The organism is Pseudomonas sp. NFACC42-2, from assembly GCF_900116055.1.
GTDB lineage: Bacteria > Pseudomonadota > Gammaproteobacteria > Pseudomonadales > Pseudomonadaceae > Aquipseudomonas > Aquipseudomonas marginalis.
Window position 1 is genome coordinate 152,881 of the sequence record NZ_FOZO01000009.1, and the last position, 16,255, is coordinate 169,135.

A 16,255-nucleotide genomic window follows, 5' to 3' on the forward strand; every position below is an offset into this window, starting at 1 on the left:
GCTGAAGATCGACAAAGTCTAGGCGTTCAGCCGTGTTCGGGGCCAGCCCCAATTCCACTGTACAAACATCCAGCAAAACCTTGAGTAGTTGCTTCCATCACCGACGCTGTTAGCATCCGTGTCTCCAGCCGCTCTGCACTGCCAAGGATCGCGATGCCATCAGCCCCATTGGACACCCTCTACCAGATCGAGACCCCGGAGGGCATCGACCTGCCGCTGCGCCCAGCCGGCCTGGTGCCACGGGCGCTGGCATTTGCCTTCGACCTCGGCGCGCGTGCCGTGATCATGGGCGTGCTGCTGGTGCCATTGGCGTTGCTCGGCAATATAGGTGTTGGCCTGGGGTCGCTTCTGCTGTTCCTGGTCAGTTGGTGGTACATGGTGCTGTTCGAGGTGCTCAACCAGGGCTGCTCACCGGGCAAACAGGTCATGGGCTTACGGGTCGTGCAGGACGACGGCACCCCCATAGGCTGGTCGGCGTCGCTGATCCGCAACCTCCTGCGGTTTGTCGACATGCTGCCTTTCGGCTACTTTCTCGGCGCCATCAGTTGCCTGCAACATCCTCACTTCAAACGCCTTGGCGACCTGGCCGCTGGCACCTTGGTGGTTTACCGCGAACAGCCTCTGGCACGTCCCCAGGTACCTCAAGCCGCGGCCCTGCGCTTACCGTTTGCCCTGGACCTGAGTGAGCAGCGAGCGATTCTTGGCTTCGCGGAACGCCAGGGTGAACTGTCCGCCGAACGGGTACACGAGCTCGCCTCGATCCTTGCAACACCGCTGCAAGTGTCTCCGGCGCGTGCCGTGGAGCAACTCAACGGCGTGGCCCGCGGCCTGCTGGGGCCAACATGAAGCAGAGTCTTTTCGAAAGCCGTCACCAACACCAATGGCAATCTTTTGCCGAACAACTGAAGCAGTTGGAACACGGCAAGGCCAAGGCCAGTGACGTGGCCGATTTCCCTCATCAATACCGGCGTCTATGCCAGCACCTGGCCCTCGCCCAGGAGCGCGGCTACAGCAGTTACCTGGTGGACCCCCTGCAACAACTGGCATTGCGCGGCCATCAACAACTGTATCGCCACCGCAGCCAATTGGCGGCGAATGTGCTGAGTTTCGTCCTGGCCGACTTTCCGCGCCTGGTGCGAGAACAGTGGCGTTTCGTGTTGATTGCCAGCCTGCTGTTCTTTGGCAGCCTGCTGGGCATTGCCCTGCTGGTCTACCTGTTTCCCGACCTGATCTACAGCATTGTCAGCCCCCAGCAGGTGGCCGAGATGCAGGGCATGTATGACCCCGAGGCCAGCCGGCTGGGGCGCGCTGCCGAACGTGCATCGAGCGAAGACTGGATGATGTTTGGCTACTACGTCATGCACAACATCGGTATCGCCTTTCAGACATTTGCCGCCGGCCTGCTGTTCGGCCTGGGCAGTGTGTTTTTCCTGATATTCAACGGGCTGATCATCGGCGCGGTTTCCGGGCATCTGACCGAAATCGGCTATGGGCAGACCTTCTGGTCATTTGTCATCGGCCATGGGGCCTTTGAGTTGACGGCCATAGCACTCGCCGGTGCCGCGGGCCTGCAACTGGGCTGGGCGTTGATCGCCCCGGGGCAACTGACCCGTGGCGAATCCCTGCGGCTCGCCGCTCGCAAGAGTGTGCAACTGCTGTGCGGTGTCATGGTGTTCCTGCTGATCGCAGCATTTATCGAGGCCTACTGGTCTTCCACCACCCAGATCGCCCCTTGGATCAAATACCTGGTGGGCACTGCACTTTGGCTGCTGGTGTCGGCCTACCTGACCATTGCCGGACGGACTCGCCATGCGCCTGAGTAATGCCAGTGTGGCTATTCGCCCGCGTACCGCATGGGAGGCCATGGACCTTGGGGTATTAATGGCCCGGGAACATCGCCTGCTATTGATGAGCAGTTGGGCGCTGGTGACACTGCCGGTTTTTGCCCTGCTTACCGCGTTGCTATGGAAATACCCGTCCACAGCCATGTTCCTGTTCTGGTGGCTCAAACCGGCGTTCGACCGCTTGCCTTTATATATCCTCTCCAAAGCCCTGTTCGGCGAAACACCCAGCCTTAAGCAGGCCGTGCGCCAATGGCCAAGACTGCTTAACCACCAACTGCTGGCCAGCCTGACCTGGCGCCGACTTAGCCTCAGCCGCAGTTTTGTAATGCCGGTCAGCCAGCTCGAAGGCCTGGACGGCCAGGCGCGCCAGAAACGCCTGGGCGTGCTGCAGCAGCGCAATGCAGGAGCCGCGCGCTGGTTGACCACCGTTGGGGTGCACCTGGAAATCGGCCTGTGGTTCGGCTGCATGGCGCTGTTCTATCTATTCATTCCGCAACAACTTGAACTGGATTGGGATTGGCAACGGCTGGCGCTGGCGACGGGCTCCGAGGGGGTCTGGCTGGAACACTTGAGCAACGCCTTCTACGCCTTGATCCTGGTGTTTTGGGAGCCCATCTATGTCGCCTGTGGTTTCAGCCTTTATCTCAATCGCCGCACCCTGCTGGAGGCGTGGGACCTGGAGTTGGTATTTCGCCGCCTGCGCCAGCGTCTGAGCAGTGTGGCGCCACTGTTAGTGCTGGTGATCGGGCTGACCTTGCTGCCATTCAACCTGCCCGCCATGGCGGATGACGCCAAGCCACTGCCTCCCCAAAGCGCAAGCCAGTCCATCAAGTCGCTGCTGGACAAGCCGCCCTTCAAAAATCCGGAAACCGTCACCCGCTATCGCTTTGGCGAAGAAAAGCCCGTCGTTAAAAACAAGGCACACAGTGACGGCAAACTTCCGGCGTGGCTGCAGGCGCTGCTGGACAACCTCAACAGCAACACGTTCAAGCCTGTCGCCCAAGGCCTGGAAGTGCTGTTATGGAGCCTGCTGATCGGTGGCGTGGCCCTGATGGCCTGGCGTTATCGGGACTGGTTGCGCACCTTTGTCAGCCTGCGCGGGGCACGTACACCCAAAGCAGCGAAACCACCACCCGCGCAATTGTTCGGCCTGGAACTGGGCGCCGAGACCCTGCCCGAGGATATCGCCAGCGCCGCCGAGCAACTCTGGTCTACCCAGCCACGGGAGGCCCTCGGCCTTTTGTATCGTGGCCTGCTGAGCAGGTTGCTGCATGACTTCAACCTGCCCCTTAAAAGCGCTGACACCGAAGGTCAGGTCCTGCAACGGGTTCACCAATTGCAGCAACCGCAGTTGCTGGCCTTCAGTGATGAATTGACGCGGCACTGGCAAAACCTCGCCTATGGCCATCACCTGCCCCCGGTCTCAGTCCAGCAGACATTGTGCAACGATTGGCGTGCCCTGTTCAGTGCGGGAGGCGCCCGATGAACCGGCCATTACTGTGGGTGGGGCTGCTGTTGGCGTGCCTGCTTGGAGCGGGCGGTTTTTACGCATGGAGCAAAGCGATCCCCTATGAAGAAGTGGTGGACCGCGGCCCCTCCCCGGAAGCCCTGGCCAATCCTTACCTGGCAGCCGAACACTTTCTGCGCCTGCAAGGCCTGACCGTGGAGCACGCCAATGGCCTGGAACGCCTGGTAAGCCTGCCCGCCAAGGGCAACAGCCTGCTGTTGCTGGGCGAACGCGGCAACATGTCACCACGCCAGGCACGGCAACTCCTGGACTGGGCCAGGTCCGGCGGCCATCTACTGGTAGTCGCCGAGGCCCTGTGGGACGAAGAAACCGGCAAGAGCGGCGACCTGCTGCTTGATCGCCTGCCTATCCACCAAGTCCTCAGCGATGAACCCGATGCCCCCGCCCCGGCCCGCAAAAATAAAGCACCGGACCTGACCAAACTGTATGTCGACAACGACACAGCCCCGGTCTATTTCAGTTTCGACACTGACTTCAACCTTATCGACCCCAAGCACCTGGCACAATTTTCAGCCAATAGCGCGCGGTCGAGCCACTTGATGCAACTCGACCTCGGGCAAGGCCGCGTAACGGTGATCACCGACAGCGAGCTGTGGAAAACGCCGGACATTGGCAAACACGACAATGCCTGGCTGCTGTGGCATCTGACCCAGGGCACTGCCGTAACCTTGTTGTTCAACGGCAACGTAGATGACCTGCTCACCCTGCTGCTGCGTTATTTCCCCCAGGCGTTGGTGGCGCTTATTGCCCTGATTGCCCTGGCACTCTGGCAGGCAGGTATGCGCCAGGGCCCAATCCAGGCGCCCGCCCCCAAGGCACGCCGGCAATTGCAGGAACACCTGAAAGCCAGCGCCGACTTCCTGCTGCGTCGCAGCGGCCAAGGCACACTGTTGCAGGCGTTGCAGCGTGACATCCTGCGCGCCGCACGGCGGCGTCATCCCGGCTTTGAACATCTCGACAACACGGAACAGGGGCGAGTACTTGCCCACCTGACGCGCCAACCCTCTCACGTCATCAGCCAGGCCCTCGGCCCACTCCCGACGAAACGGCTTTCCAGTGCCGATTTCAGCCGGCAGGTGGCGTGCCTGCAAACCCTCAGGAATGCCCTATGAGCGAATTTCCCAGCGCTAACGCCCTGCCCGGCGACTCTCTGCAACGCGCCAGCCAGCAGGCCCAGGCCCTGCGCATTGAACTGCGCAAGGCGGTGATCGGGCAGGATCAGGTAATCGATGATGTACTCACCGCGCTGATCGCCGGCGGCCACGTATTGCTCGAGGGTGTCCCCGGGCTGGGCAAGACCTTGCTGGTGCGGGCCCTGGCCCGTTGCTTTGACGGCGAATTCGCGCGGATACAGTTCACCCCGGACCTGATGCCCAGCGATGTCACCGGCCACGCGGTGTACGACCTGCACACCGAACAGTTCAAGCTGCGCAAGGGGCCCGTATTCACCCACTTGTTGCTGGCCGACGAAATCAACCGCGCTCCGGCCAAGACCCAGGCAGCCCTGCTCGAAGCCATGCAGGAACGGCAAGTCACCCTCGAAGGGGAGGCGCTGCCCATCGGTCAGCCATTCATGGTACTTGCCACGCAAAACCCCATCGAACAGGAAGGCACCTACCCCCTGCCGGAAGCCGAACTGGACCGTTTCATGCTCAAGGTACGCATGGACTACCCCGATGCGCAGCAGGAACTGGATATGGTGCGCGAAGTGACACGCTCATCACGGGCCGACATGCTGGACGTGCAACCGTTGCGCACCGTGCTGAAGGCCGAGGACGTGCTGCAACTGCAGCTGGTCGCCAGTGAACTACCCCTGGATGAACACGTACTCGACTATGCCGTGCGCCTGGCGCGAGCAACCCGCAGCTGGCCGGGACTGGCCATAGGCGCCGGCCCGCGAGCCTCCATCGCTCTGGTACGCGGCGCCCGCGCACGGGCCTTGTTACGTGCAGGCGAGTTCGTCACACCGGATGACATCAAGGGCTGTGCCCTGGCGGTACTGCGTCATCGGGTACGCCTTGCGCCAGAACTGGATATAGACGGGCTGGAGGTCGACCAGGTGCTCAAGCAGCTGCTGGACCAGATTCCGGCCCCCCGGCAATGACCCGTCCATGAAACCGACCCGTCTGTTATTAGCCTGGCTCAGCGTACTGCTGGGCTTGAGCATTCTGCTGGGCGCTGCGGCCGCCTTGCAGTTCAAGGTACCCGAGACCTTGCACTCAATAACGTGGGGTTTGCTCCTGGCGCTGTTGCTGCTGGCCATGCTCGACGCACTGCGACTGCGCCGCCGACCCTCACCACGCGTGCAACGGCAGATGCCCGGCAGCCTGGCGCTGGGGCGCTGGGGCGAAGTCCGCCTGTCCCTGGAACATGACTACCCACAGGCGCTGACGGTGCAGGTGTTCGATCACGTTCCCGATGGGCTGAGCGTGGAAAACCTGCCCCAGTCCATCGAATTGCGCCCAGGTAAACGCAGTGAGCTGGGTTATCGCCTGCGCCCCTTGCGGCGTGGGCATTTCGCGTTCAGTCGCTGCGAAATCCACCTGCCCAGTCCCTTGGGGCTCTGGTCTGCACGGCGCTTTATCGAAACCGAAGACGCCACCCGCGTCTATCCGGACTTCGCCCGCCTGTACGGGGCACAACTGCAAGGTGTGGATAACTGGTTGAGCCAACTGGGGGTCCGTCAACGGCAACGACGAGGATTGGGACTGGAGTTTCATCAGCTGCGCGAGTTTCGTGAGGGCGACAGCCTGCGGCAAATCGATTGGAAAGCGACCGCGCGGCAACGTACCCCCATCGCCCGCGAGTATCAGGACGAGCGCGACCAGCAGATCGTGTTCATGCTCGATTGCGGCCGACGTATGCGCAGCCAGGATGACGAGCTGTCCCATTTCGACCACGCCCTCAATGCCTGCCTGCTGCTCAGTTATGTGGCCCTGCGCCAGGGCGATGCGGTGGGGTTGTGCACCTTTGCCACTGACCAGCCACGCTACCTGGCACCGGTCAAGGGCAGCAGCCAATTGAACCTGTTGCTCAATACGGTCTATGACCTGGACACCAGCCGCCGAACCGCCGACTACCAGGCAGCGGCCAGCCAACTGCTGGCCCGGCAAAAACGGCGGGCATTGGTCATTATTGTCAGCAATCTGCGGGATGAGGACGACGAAGCCCTACTCTCCGCCGTCAAGCGCATCAGTCGTCAACATCGGGTACTGGTGGCGAGCATGCGTGAGGAAGTACTCGATCGACTGCGCCAATCCCCCGTACAAACCTTGCCCGAAGCCCTGGCCTACAGCGGCACTGTCGACTACCTCAATACTCGGGATGAATTGCATGACCGCATGAACGCCCACGGCCTGTCGGCGTTGGATACGTTGCCATCAGAAATGGGCGCGGCCCTGGTGACACGCTACCTGGGTTGGAAGAAAGCCGGAGTATTCTAAAAAAGCGCACGACTGCGGCAGGGATGGCAGCACCCCGGCCGCGTCGACAACGCGCTGCTTCTAGGCCGAAGCCTGCAAGGGATCAAAACTGAAGTACTGCAACAGCACGTTGATCAGTTGCCCATATTCCTCGGGAGCCTCAAGCACGCTGAACCCGGAATCATAGTGCTGCGGGTTGATATCTTCATGGCTCCACAGGCAGGTCGCCGTGATGTCAATGGCATGGAACGTGTCGTCAGCCCCGGGTATCTTCAAGCGCAACTCGAAGTCCACATCGACCATCATGGGTAACTGGCTGATCAACATCAGCCCGTCTTCAGAGACGTTACCCAGAAAACCTATGGGTTTGTCGGTGACACGGTTAAACACTTGCAGGAAATACGGTAGTTGATGCCGCTCGATCCGTCGGTCGGTAAACATGGTGAGATCGCCATCCAGTGGCCATGACTCTGGCCGTGCCAGTGATTCGGAACGAGCGCAATTGCTCGCTCTCCCTGGATCTCGGTGTGACAACGCACAACATTTTGTCACTCGACAGCTGCCGAATCCGGGCCCTGCATCCGTTCGACTAGAAACTTGTACAAACGAACATTGAAAGAATAGCCCAAGACTGGCAACGGGCCAGTTATTAAATGGCAAACGCCATTACAAAGAAGCGGGACGCGGCTGTGCCACGCTCGCACCGGGGTAATGACCCAGTTGTTGCAAAGTGTCCAGCCTCGCACGGGCACGGTAGGCGTACTCGCTCGACGGGTACTGGTTAATGATGAATTGATAGGTTTGCACGGCGTCGACGAACAGTTTCTGGCGTTCCAGGCATTGCCCGCGCAACATCGAAACTTCCGGCTGTACATAACGCCGTGTACGGCTCTCGCGGTCGACCTGGGATAGTTCCAAGGTGACGCGCTCGCAATCACCGACCTTGTATGCACGGTAGGCATTGTTCAAATGGTGGTCCATCGACCAACGGGTGCAGCCGACAACACTGACGGCCAGGGCAGCAATGAGCAAAATTCGCATGAAGGTTCTCCTGTCTTGTGCAGTGTATCGACCCCTCGTCAAAAATCTTCAAGGATGTTCATCTATTCAACCGGCGCGAAAACAAGCGAATCGTCGATAAGTAGTGCAAACGAACAATGACTACAACCAAAGAGCATAGTAGCCTTCCTCAGCGCTTGAACTCAGGAGTCTGTGCATGTCCGTCCGTCGTACCAAAATCGTCGCCACCCTTGGCCCGGCCAGCAACTCGCCGGAAGTCCTCGAACAGCTGATTCTGGCTGGTTTGGACGTTGCCCGTCTGAACTTCTCCCACGGCACCCCGGACGAGCACAAGGCTCGCGCCAAGCTGGTGCGTGACCTGGCCGCCAAGCATGGCCGCTTCGTCGCACTGCTGGGTGACCTTCAAGGCCCGAAAATCCGTATCGCCAAATTCGCCAACAAGCGTATCGAGCTGAAGATCGGTGACAAGTTCACCTTCTCCACCAGCCACCCGCTGACCGAAGGCACCCAGGACGTCGTGGGTATCGACTACCCGGACCTGGTCAAGGATTGCGGCGTCGGTGACGAGCTGCTGCTGGACGACGGTCGCGTGGTGATGCGCGTCGACACCGCGACCCCGACTGAATTGAATTGCACTGTGATCATCGGCGGCCCGCTGTCCGATCACAAAGGCATCAACCGTCGTGGCGGTGGCTTGACTGCCCCAGCCCTGACTGAAAAAGACAAGGCCGACATCAAGCTCGCCGCTGAAATGGAAGTGGACTACCTCGCCGTGTCCTTCCCACGCGATGCTGCCGACATGGAATACGCCCGTAAACTGCGCGACGAAGCCGGCGGTACCGCCTGGCTGGTGGCGAAGATCGAACGCGCCGAAGCCGTGGCCGATGACGAAACCCTCGACGGCCTGATCAAGGCGTCCGACGCGGTGATGGTTGCCCGTGGCGACCTGGGTGTGGAAATCGGTGACGCCGAGCTGATCGGCATCCAGAAAAAGATCATCCTGCACGCGCGCCGCCACAACAAAGCGGTGATCGTCGCGACCCAGATGATGGAGTCGATGATCCAGAACCCGATGCCGACCCGCGCCGAAGTGTCCGACGTGGCCAACGCCGTGCTCGACTACACCGACGCCGTGATGCTCTCGGCTGAAAGTGCCGCCGGCCCGTACCCACTGGAAGCCGTGCAGGCCATGGCGCGTATCTGCGTCGGTGCCGAAAAGCACCCGACCAGCAAGACCTCCAGCCACCGCATCGGCAAAGTGTTCGAAAGCTGCGACCAGAGCATTGCCCTGGCCGCCATGTACACCGCCAACCACTTCCCGGGCGTGAAAGCGATCATTGCCCTGACCGAAAGTGGCTATACGCCGTTGATCATGTCGCGTATCCGTTCTTCGGTGCCGATCTACGCGTTCTCCCCGCACCGCGAAACCCAGGCCCGTGCGGCCCTGTTCCGTGGCGTGTACACCGTGCCATTCGACCCGGCGTCGTTGCCGCCCCATGAAGTCAGCCAGGCGGCCATCGACGAGCTGATCAAGCGCGGCGTAGTGGAGAAAGGCGACTGGGTTATCCTGACCAAAGGCGACAGCTACCACACCATCGGCGGCACCAACGGCATGAAGATCCTGCACGTTGGCGACCCAATGGTCTGAGTGACAGGCTGAAAAACAAAAGCCCTGCCATGTGAATGGCGGGGCTTTTTGCTTTCCGTGTGGCAGGGAGCATGTCGAATCGTCGCACCCACATGGGGTTAACGCTTGTCCATAAACCCCGACAGCGCCGCAATCGCTTCCGGCGACTTCAAACGCTGCACAAACAACGCCCCCTCTTCCTCGATCACTTGCCGCAACTGCTCACGGTCCACGCTCTTCATCAACTGCTTGCAGACCTGCACCGCTCCCGGCGCCAGGGTTTCAAAGCGCTCGGCCATCTCCCGTGCCTTGGCCAACGCCGCCTCGCCACTGCCCAACGCTTCGGTCGCAATCCCCCACGCGGCCGCTTGTTCGCCGCTGAAGCCCTCACCCAGCAACAGCAGTTCAGCCGCCTTCGCGTGTCCCAGTAAACGCGGGAGGATCAGGCTCGACCCAAACTCCGGACACAGCCCCAAATTGACGAACGGCATGCGCAACCGTGCATCGCGGCTGATGTACACCAAGTCGCAATGCAGCAGCAGGGTCGTGCCGATACCCACCGCCGCACCCGCTACAGCTGCGATCACCGGCTTGCGGCAGTTGAGCAGGCTTTTCATAAAGTGAAACGGCGGGCTGTCGAGGTCGCCGGGCGGCTGTTCAAGAAAATCGCCGATGTCGTTGCCGGCAGTAAAACACTCACTGCTGCCCTGGATCAGCACGGCATTGATCTGCGGGTCCGCATCGGCCTGCTCCAACGCCTCGGCCAATTGGCTGTACATGGCTCGGGTCAGGGCGTTTTTCTTGTCCGGGCGATTGAGCTGCAGGGTCAGCAGCCCGCGCTCGCGTTGCTGCAGGATGGCGTCGGTCATGGCGAATCTCACGGCAGTGGAATTCAGCACTCAACCACGGGGCAGGAACACATCGGCCAGCAGTTGATTGCGCGGCAGCCCCGCCAGGAACAGGCGCTTGGAGAAGGCCTCGACGCTGACAGGATGCCCGCAGAGTAAGGCCAGGGTTTGCCGGGAAACAAGCCGCAGTTGCGCCAATGCCTGGGCCAACTGCGCCGCAGTCCACAGCTCCACCGTCAGGTTCGGATGACGCGCAGCCAGTTCGGCCAGGGGCTCGGCCAGGTAATGACCGTCGGCATCATGGGCCAGGTGAATCATACGGATGGCGCCCTGGTGATCCTGGCGCAACGCCTCGCGCAGCACACCCCACAGTGGCCCCAGGCCGGTACCGGAAGCCAGCAGCCACAGCGGCCGGGATTGCCAGTCGGGATCGTATTGCAGCGCGCCGCCACGCAGTTCTCCCAGGCGCAGGCGATCACCCACCGACAACGCGCGCGCGGCATCGCTGAATGCGCCGGGCTGGCGGCAATCGATATGAAACTCCAGGAAGGCATCCTCCTGAGGCAGGCTGGCCAGGGAATAAGGCCGTGCCACCTGCCCGGCCCACAACACCAGGTGCTGCCCGGCGCGATACCGCAGTCCACGCTCCGCTTGCAGCCGCAGGCGCAGCACCGAGGCATTCAACCAATCGGCCCCCACCACCAGGGCCGGCAGGCCGTCCCGCAGCGGGTCGAATGCCTCGACCTGCAGATCGCCGATCACCTGGCACTGGCACGCCAGGCGCCAGCCCTCCTGGCGTTGTGCCGGGCTCAAAGCAGCGGGCTGCCGGTCCTCGACCTCGCCCTGGCACCGCACCAGGCACGCATGGCAGCTGCCGGCACGGCAACTGTAAGGCACGGACACACCCGCCTGGTTCAAGGCATCCAGCAGGTTGCTGCCGGTGGCTACCGACCAATGGCGTTCGCCGACGTACAGTTCAGGCATAGCAGGACTCGATCACAAGGGGCGCGCACAGGGAATCATGCCTGCGACAGTTTGACCATAGTCGGGTGTATCGGCCACCGTGCCGGGTTATACTGCCGCGCCTTTTTAGCGTCGCGCCTGCACCACTTGGCGTGCCTTGGAAAGGTGGACTCAGCCGACCGATGCACCCCACTGGGCCCACCTTTATTGAATGTTCCCTTATAGAGGAGCGCGACTCATGACCGTGATCAAGCAAGACGACCTGATTCAGAGCGTTGCCGACGCCCTGCAATTCATTTCCTACTACCACCCCGTTGATTTCATCCAGGCGATGCACGAGGCCTACCTGCGCGAAGAATCGCCGGCAGCCCGTGACTCCATCGCGCAGATCCTGATCAACTCGCGCATGTGCGCCACCGGCCATCGCCCGATCTGCCAGGACACCGGTATCGTCACCGTGTTCGTGCGCGTGGGCATGGACGTACGTTGGGATGGCGCCACCATGGGCCTGGACGACATGATCAACGAAGGCGTGCGTCGCGCCTACAACCTGCCGGAAAACGTCCTGCGCGCCTCCATCCTGGCCGACCCGGCCGGTGCGCGTAAAAACACCAAGGACAATACCCCTGCCGTGATCCACTACTCCATCGTCCCGGGTAACACCGTGGAAGTGGATGTGGCGGCCAAGGGCGGCGGTTCCGAGAACAAGTCGAAGATGGCCATGCTCAACCCGTCCGACTCGATCGTCGACTGGGTGCTCAAGACCGTTCCGACCATGGGCGCCGGCTGGTGCCCACCGGGCATGCTCGGCATCGGCATCGGCGGCACCGCTGAGAAAGCCGCGGTGATGGCCAAGGAAGTGTTGATGGAATCCATCGACATCCACGAGCTGAAAAAGCGCGGCCCGCAGAACCGTATCGAAGAGATGCGCCTGGAGTTGTTCGAGAAGGTCAACCAACTGGGCATCGGCGCCCAGGGCCTGGGTGGCCTGACCACCGTGCTCGACGTAAAGATCATGGACTACCCGACCCACGCCGCTTCGCTGCCGGTGTGCATGATCCCCAACTGCGCCGCCACCCGTCACGCGCACTTCGTGCTCGACGGTTCGGGCCCGGCGTCGCTGGAAGCGCCACCGCTGGACGCCTACCCGGAAATCGTCTGGGAAGCCGGCCCATCGGCCCGCCGTGTCAACCTCGACACCCTGACCCCGGAAGAAGTACAGAGCTGGAAGCCGGGCGAAACCGTGCTGCTCAACGGCAAGATGCTCACCGGTCGCGACGCCGCGCACAAGCGCATGGTCGAGATGCTGAACAAGGGCGAAAGCCTGCCGGTGGACCTCAAGGGTCGCTTTATCTACTACGTCGGCCCGGTTGATCCGGTGCGCGAAGAAGTGGTTGGCCCTGCCGGTCCGACCACGGCGACGCGGATGGATAAGTTTACCCGTCAGATCCTCGAGCAAACCGGCCTGCTGGGCATGATCGGCAAATCCGAGCGCGGCCCTACCGCGATCGAAGCGATCAAGGACCACAAGGCCGTGTACCTGATGGCCGTGGGCGGCGCCGCTTACCTGGTGGCCCAAGCCATCAAGAAGTCGCGTGTGGTGGCCTTCGCCGAACTGGGCATGGAAGCGATCTACGAGTTCGACGTGAAAGACATGCCGGTCACCGTTGCGGTGGACAGCAAGGGCGAATCCGTCCACATCACCGGTCCTGCCATCTGGCAGAAAAAGATCAGTGAAAGCCTGGCGGTAGAAGTGCAGTAAGCACTTTCCCGCAAGGATAAAGGCGACTGCGGCCCATGGCCCAGTCGCCTTTTTTATGGCTCATGCTATGGTGCACTCCCCTTACCGTGCCTGCCCATCACCGTATGATCGTGATCCCTCGCCCGCTGCGCCTGACCTTCTACTCCCTGCTGATCATCGCCGGTGCGCTGCTGGCCGCGGCCTTGGCCACGCGCCATGCCGAACGCCAGGCGTTGGTGGACGATGCGGCCCGCGCCAACCAGCAGCTGGCGCTGTACGCCAATTCCCTGCACACCCTGATCGAACGCTACCGCGCCCTGCCCGCCGTACTGGCGCTGGACTCGGAGATGATCAACGCGCTCAAAGGCCCGTTGGACGCCGGCACCCAGGACCTGCTCAACCGCAAGCTCGAACGCATCAATGGAGCGGCGCAGTCCTCCACCCTGGAGTTGATGGACCGCACCGGCCTGGCCGTGGCCGCCAGCAACTGGAACTTGCCGAGCAGTTACGTCGGGCACAACTACGCGTTTCGGCCGTATTTCAGCCAGACCAAGAGCCAGGGCACCGGGCGCTTTTACGCGGTCGGCGTAACCACCGGGATCCCGGGGTATTTCCTCTCCAGCGCCGTGCTGGATGAACACGAGCAGTTCCTTGGCGCCATGGTGGTGAAACTGGAATTCCCTGAACTGGAGCGCGAATGGGCCCAAGGCGATGACCTGTTGCTGGTCAGCGACGCACGCGGCATCGTGTTTATCGCCAACCAACCGGGCTGGCGTTATCGCAACCTGCACCCGTTATCGGCCAGCGATCTGGTCGAACTCAAGGCCACCCGCCAATACGACAAGAAACAACTGCAGCCGCTGGACACCCAGACGTTGCAACGCTTCGACGAAAACAGCCACCTGATGCGCGTCAACGGCCCCGAAGGCAACGCCAATTACATCTGGGAGTCACTGCCGCTGAAAGCCGAGGGCTGGACCCTGCACCTGTTGCGCAAACCCCAGTTCGCCTTTGAAGACCAGCGCAACGCTGGCCTTGCCGCCGCCGGCTCCTGGCTGGCGCTGGTGTTCCTGGTGCTGTTCCTCAGCCAACGCTGGCGCCTGGCCCGTTTGCGCCAGCGCAGCCGCGAAGAACTCGAACAGCTTGTGGAAGAGCGCACCCAGGCCCTGCGCACGGCCCAGGATGGCCTGGTGCAATCGGCGAAATTAGCGGCGCTGGGGCAGATGTCCGCCGCCCTCGCCCATGAGATCAACCAGCCCCTGACCGCCCAGCGCATGCAGTTGGCGACCCTGCGGTTGCTGCTGGACCACGGTCGGGTGGACGACGCCTACAAGGCCCTGACCCCGCTGGACGATATGCTCACACGCATGGCCGCCCTTACAGGCCATCTCAAGACCTTTGCGCGCAAAAGCCCCAGCGGCCTGCGCGAACGCCTGGACCTGGCCACCGTGGTCGACCAGTCCCTGCACCTGCTCGACGCGCGCCTGCGTGATGAAGCCATCGGCACCGTGCTGGACCTGACCCGCCCCGCCTGGGTACGCGGCGACGCGATCCGCCTCGAACAGGTGCTGATCAACCTGCTGCGCAACGCCCTCGACGCCATGGCCGACAAACCCCGCAAACGCCTGGAAATCCGCCTGCATGCCGATCAGCAACTGTGGCAACTCACGGTCAGCGACAGCGGCGGCGGGATTGCCGAAGAGCACCTCAACAGCGTGTTCGATCCGTTCTTCACCACCAAGCCGGTGGGCGACGGGCTCGGCTTGGGCCTGGCGGTTTCCTACGCTATCGTGCACGAATTGGGCGGGCGCCTGAGCGCCAGTAACCGTGGCGACGGCGCGGTATTTACCCTGACCTTGCCTATCGCGCTGGAGACACCCGACTTATGTTGAACGCGGTGATTGTGGTCGATGACGAAGCCAGCATTCGTACGGCCGTCGAGCAATGGCTGAGCTTGTCGGGGTTCGAGGTGCAGTTGTTCAGCCGCGCCGAAGCCTGCCTGGCGCAACTGCCCAAGGACTTTCCCGGAGTGATCCTGAGCGACGTGCGCATGCCCGGGCTCAGCGGCCTGGAGCTGCTGGCCGAAGTGCAGCGCCGTGACGCCGACCTGCCCGTCATCCTGCTGACCGGACATGGCGATGTACCGATGGCCGTCGAAGCCATGCGCGACGGCGCCTACGACTTCCTGGAAAAACCCTTCAGCCCCGATGCCTTGCTCAACAGCCTGCGCCGCGCGTTGGACAAGCGCAGGCTGATCCTCGAAAACCGCCGCCTGCACCAACAGGCCGATCATCGGGCGCAGTTGGAGTCCAGCCTGCTCGGCGTGTCCCGTGGCTTGCAGAACCTGCGCCGGCAGGTACTCGACCTGGCGACCTTGCCGGTCAACGTGCTGATCCGTGGCGAGACCGGCAGCGGCAAGGAGCTGGTCGCCCGCTGCCTGCATGACTTCGGCCCACGCGCGAAAAAACCGTTTGTGGCGCTCAATTGCGCGGCGATCCCCGAGCAGCTGTTCGAGGCCGAACTGTTCGGCCACGAAAGCGGCGCCTTCACCGGCGCCCAGGGCAAGCGCATCGGCAAACTGGAGTACGCCCATGGCGGTACGCTGTTCCTCGATGAAATCGAAAGCATGCCCCTGGCCCAGCAAGTGAAGCTGTTGCGGGTATTGCAGGATCAGAAGCTGGAACGCCTGGGCTCCAATCAAAGCATTCATGTGGACTTACGCATCATTGCCGCCACCAAGCCGGACCTGCTGGAAGAGGCCCGCGCCGGGCGTTTTCGCGAAGACCTGGCCTATCGGCTGAACGTTGCACAACTGCGCTTGCCGCCTCTGCGCGAGCGCCGCGAAGACATCCCGCTGCTGTTCGATCACTTTGCCCAAAGCGCCGCCGAGCGCCTGGGCCGCAGCGCGGAACCGCTGAGCGGCGCGCAGTTGGGCCGCCTGCTCAGCCATGACTGGCCGGGCAATGTGCGCGAGCTGGCCAACGTCGCCGAACGCCAGGTGCTGGGCCTTGGCGAGCCGGAACCGGAAGGGATCGAAGCCGGGCAATCGCTGGCCGCGCAGCAGGAGGCGTTCGAGGCCCATTGCCTGAAGGCCGCATTGACCCGGCATAAAGGCGATATCAAGGCGGTGCTGGCGGAGTTGCAGCTGCCACGGCGCACCTTCAACGAAAAGATGCAGCGCCATGGGTTGGCCAGGGACATGTTCCTGAAAGACGAATGAGCGGATTTCCGCTCATCACCCTCAAAAACATCAGCGACTTTC

Annotated in this window: 14 protein-coding genes; 10 read left to right on the forward strand and 4 right to left on the reverse strand. The window is 62.1% G+C overall.

What is annotated here, in order from left to right; translation table 11 throughout:
• The first annotated feature begins 153 nt into the window (after positions 1-153).
• Genes BM416_RS18225 through BM416_RS18250 form a run of 6 tightly spaced genes read left to right on the forward strand, consistent with a single transcriptional unit; the run spans position 154 to position 6,815 of the window.
• On the forward strand, positions 154-846 hold the full coding sequence (locus tag BM416_RS18225) for an RDD family protein (RefSeq protein ID WP_092488949.1): 693 nt from the start codon (positions 154-156) through the stop codon (positions 844-846).
• Positions 843-1,823: a stage II sporulation protein M gene (locus BM416_RS18230; protein WP_092488978.1), complete on the forward strand. Its 981-nt coding sequence runs from the start codon at positions 843-845 to the stop codon at positions 1,821-1,823. Before BM416_RS18225 ends, BM416_RS18230 begins: the two co-directional genes overlap by 4 nt.
• Complete coding sequence (locus tag BM416_RS18235; protein WP_092488950.1) at positions 1,810-3,330, forward strand: DUF4129 domain-containing protein; 1,521 nt, start codon at positions 1,810-1,812, stop codon at positions 3,328-3,330. The genes BM416_RS18230 and BM416_RS18235 overlap by 14 nt, the downstream gene beginning before the upstream one ends.
• On the forward strand, positions 3,327-4,484 hold the full coding sequence (locus BM416_RS18240) for a DUF4350 domain-containing protein (RefSeq protein ID WP_092488951.1): 1,158 nt from the start codon (positions 3,327-3,329) through the stop codon (positions 4,482-4,484). The genes BM416_RS18235 and BM416_RS18240 overlap by 4 nt, the downstream gene beginning before the upstream one ends.
• Positions 4,481-5,476, forward strand: a complete 996-nt coding sequence (locus BM416_RS18245; protein ID WP_092488952.1) for an AAA family ATPase — start codon at positions 4,481-4,483, stop codon at positions 5,474-5,476. The genes BM416_RS18240 and BM416_RS18245 overlap by 4 nt, the downstream gene beginning before the upstream one ends.
• Positions 5,477-5,483: 7 nt before the next feature.
• Positions 5,484-6,815 (forward strand): DUF58 domain-containing protein, encoded by a 1,332-nt coding sequence (locus BM416_RS18250; RefSeq protein ID WP_092488953.1) that lies wholly within the window; start codon positions 5,484-5,486, stop codon positions 6,813-6,815.
• 60 nt (positions 6,816-6,875) lie between these two features.
• Here BM416_RS18250 and BM416_RS18255 read toward each other — a convergent pair whose 3' ends face one another.
• Together BM416_RS18255 and BM416_RS18260 are read right to left on the reverse strand one after the other, a co-directional pair.
• Complete coding sequence (locus BM416_RS18255) at positions 6,876-7,235, reverse strand: PilZ domain-containing protein (protein WP_092488954.1); 360 nt, start codon at positions 7,233-7,235, stop codon at positions 6,876-6,878.
• 225 nt (positions 7,236-7,460) lie between these two features.
• Positions 7,461-7,835 (reverse strand): tol-pal system YbgF family protein, encoded by a 375-nt coding sequence (locus tag BM416_RS18260; RefSeq protein ID WP_025854787.1) that lies wholly within the window; start codon positions 7,833-7,835, stop codon positions 7,461-7,463.
• A gap of 175 nt (positions 7,836-8,010) precedes the next feature.
• Here BM416_RS18260 and pyk point away from each other — a divergent pair, with 175 nt between their 5' ends.
• Positions 8,011-9,462 carry a pyruvate kinase gene (pyk, locus tag BM416_RS18265; RefSeq protein WP_065939184.1) on the forward strand — a complete coding sequence of 484 codons (1,452 nt, stop codon included), beginning with the start codon at positions 8,011-8,013 and terminating at the stop codon, positions 9,460-9,462.
• A 98-nt stretch (positions 9,463-9,560) separates the two neighbouring features.
• On the opposite strand, the gene BM416_RS18270 is transcribed toward pyk, so the two are convergent.
• Both BM416_RS18270 and BM416_RS18275 read right to left on the reverse strand, forming a co-directional pair.
• Entirely contained in the window at positions 9,561-10,310 is a 750-nt protein-coding gene (locus BM416_RS18270) for an enoyl-CoA hydratase-related protein (RefSeq protein WP_092488955.1), read from the reverse strand.
• 30 nt (positions 10,311-10,340) lie between these two features.
• Positions 10,341-11,273, reverse strand: a complete 933-nt coding sequence (locus tag BM416_RS18275; RefSeq protein WP_092488956.1) for an iron-sulfur-binding ferredoxin reductase — start codon at positions 11,271-11,273, stop codon at positions 10,341-10,343.
• A gap of 217 nt (positions 11,274-11,490) precedes the next feature.
• Here BM416_RS18275 and BM416_RS18280 point away from each other — a divergent pair, with 217 nt between their 5' ends.
• The 3 genes from BM416_RS18280 (at position 11,491) to BM416_RS18290 (ending at position 16,213) form a co-directional block, all read left to right on the forward strand.
• Positions 11,491-13,014 (forward strand): fumarate hydratase, encoded by a 1,524-nt coding sequence (locus tag BM416_RS18280; protein WP_027605509.1) that lies wholly within the window; start codon positions 11,491-11,493, stop codon positions 13,012-13,014.
• Between the two features lie 104 nt (positions 13,015-13,118).
• Positions 13,119-14,885, forward strand: a complete 1,767-nt coding sequence (locus BM416_RS18285) for an ATP-binding protein (RefSeq protein ID WP_092488957.1) — start codon at positions 13,119-13,121, stop codon at positions 14,883-14,885.
• The gene (locus BM416_RS18290; RefSeq protein ID WP_092488958.1) at positions 14,879-16,213 is read left to right on the forward strand and encodes a sigma-54-dependent transcriptional regulator; all 1,335 of its coding nucleotides are present in this window, start codon (positions 14,879-14,881) and stop codon (positions 16,211-16,213) included. The genes BM416_RS18285 and BM416_RS18290 overlap by 7 nt, the downstream gene beginning before the upstream one ends.
• Positions 16,214-16,255 lie beyond the last annotated feature (42 nt).

What these genes read in the sequence shown, in the direction of transcription:
- BM416_RS18225 (WP_092488949.1), top strand. Translation starts at nt 154, where the DNA reads ATGCCATCAGCCCCATTGGACACCCTCTACCAGATCGAGACCCCGGAG.
- BM416_RS18230 (WP_092488978.1), top strand. Translation starts at nt 843, where the DNA reads ATGAAGCAGAGTCTTTTCGAAAGCCGTCACCAACACCAATGGCAATCT.
- BM416_RS18235 (WP_092488950.1), top strand. Translation starts at nt 1,810, where the DNA reads ATGCGCCTGAGTAATGCCAGTGTGGCTATTCGCCCGCGTACCGCATGG.
- BM416_RS18240 (WP_092488951.1), top strand. Translation starts at nt 3,327, where the DNA reads ATGAACCGGCCATTACTGTGGGTGGGGCTGCTGTTGGCGTGCCTGCTT.
- BM416_RS18245 (WP_092488952.1), top strand. Translation starts at nt 4,481, where the DNA reads ATGAGCGAATTTCCCAGCGCTAACGCCCTGCCCGGCGACTCTCTGCAA.
- BM416_RS18250 (WP_092488953.1), top strand. Translation starts at nt 5,484, where the DNA reads ATGAAACCGACCCGTCTGTTATTAGCCTGGCTCAGCGTACTGCTGGGC.
- BM416_RS18255 (WP_092488954.1), bottom strand. Translation starts at nt 7,235, where the DNA reads ATGTTTACCGACCGACGGATCGAGCGGCATCAACTACCGTATTTCCTG.
- BM416_RS18260 (WP_025854787.1), bottom strand. Translation starts at nt 7,835, where the DNA reads ATGCGAATTTTGCTCATTGCTGCCCTGGCCGTCAGTGTTGTCGGCTGC.
- pyk (WP_065939184.1), top strand. Translation starts at nt 8,011, where the DNA reads ATGTCCGTCCGTCGTACCAAAATCGTCGCCACCCTTGGCCCGGCCAGC.
- BM416_RS18270 (WP_092488955.1), bottom strand. Translation starts at nt 10,310, where the DNA reads ATGACCGACGCCATCCTGCAGCAACGCGAGCGCGGGCTGCTGACCCTG.
- BM416_RS18275 (WP_092488956.1), bottom strand. Translation starts at nt 11,273, where the DNA reads ATGCCTGAACTGTACGTCGGCGAACGCCATTGGTCGGTAGCCACCGGC.
- BM416_RS18280 (WP_027605509.1), top strand. Translation starts at nt 11,491, where the DNA reads ATGACCGTGATCAAGCAAGACGACCTGATTCAGAGCGTTGCCGACGCC.
- BM416_RS18285 (WP_092488957.1), top strand. Translation starts at nt 13,119, where the DNA reads ATGATCGTGATCCCTCGCCCGCTGCGCCTGACCTTCTACTCCCTGCTG.
- BM416_RS18290 (WP_092488958.1), top strand. Translation starts at nt 14,879, where the DNA reads ATGTTGAACGCGGTGATTGTGGTCGATGACGAAGCCAGCATTCGTACG.